Origin of the sequence: Lentzea indica (assembly GCF_012184385.1) — a bacterium.
Lineage (GTDB): Bacteria > Actinomycetota > Actinomycetes > Mycobacteriales > Pseudonocardiaceae > Lentzea > Lentzea indica.
This window is the reverse complement of the sequence record NZ_VSRL01000612.1, coordinates 1-564: the sequence shown is the minus strand read 5'-3', so window position 1 is coordinate 564 and position 564 is coordinate 1. Positions and strand designations below refer to the sequence as shown.

The window sequence follows — 564 nt, the reverse complement described above, 5'->3', positions numbered from 1 at the left end:
TCTCACGGCTGTTGTCACCCCTGACGGCACGCGCTGGCGTTACAGATACGATCCGCTGGGCCGACGCATAGCGAAACAACGTCTGGCCGAGAGCAGTGAAATCGTGGTCGAGCAGGTGGACTTCGTCTGGGACGGCAGCAGTCTGTGTGAGCAGACCGCTTTTCACGCCGGCATGGCTGAAGCGATCACGCTCACGTGGGACCACGATGTCTGCGCCCCTTGGCGCAGACCGAACGTAAGACAACTGTTGATGCCGACACGGCGCAACAGGAGATTGACCGTCGCTTCTATGCCATCGTCACTGATCTCGTCGGTACTCCTACCGAACTCGTCGATGAACAGGGCAACATAGGCTGGCGCACGCGCACAACGCTATGGGGCTGCACTGTTTGGAACCGCGGGGCTGATGCTTACACTCCACTCCGCTATCCGGGTCAATATCACGATCCCGAGACCGGCCTTCACTACAATTACTTCCGCCACTACGACCCGGAAACCGCTCGCTATCTCACGCCCGACCCGCTCGGTCTCACTCCTGCCCCGAATCCTGTCACCTACGTTCAC

At 59.8% G+C, this 564-nt stretch carries 2 protein-coding genes; one reads left to right on the top strand and one right to left on the bottom strand.

The features are described from left to right. The coding region (locus FXN61_RS57050) for a hypothetical protein (RefSeq protein WP_446684969.1) at nt 1-205 on the bottom strand (205 nt) is incomplete at its 3' end. Nucleotides 206-219: 14 nt separating this feature from the next. On the opposite strand from FXN61_RS57050, the gene FXN61_RS54045 reads away from it, so the two are divergent. After that, nucleotides 220-564 (top strand): RHS repeat-associated core domain-containing protein (locus tag FXN61_RS54045; protein ID WP_281360902.1); only part of this gene is annotated, 345 nt, incomplete at its 3' end.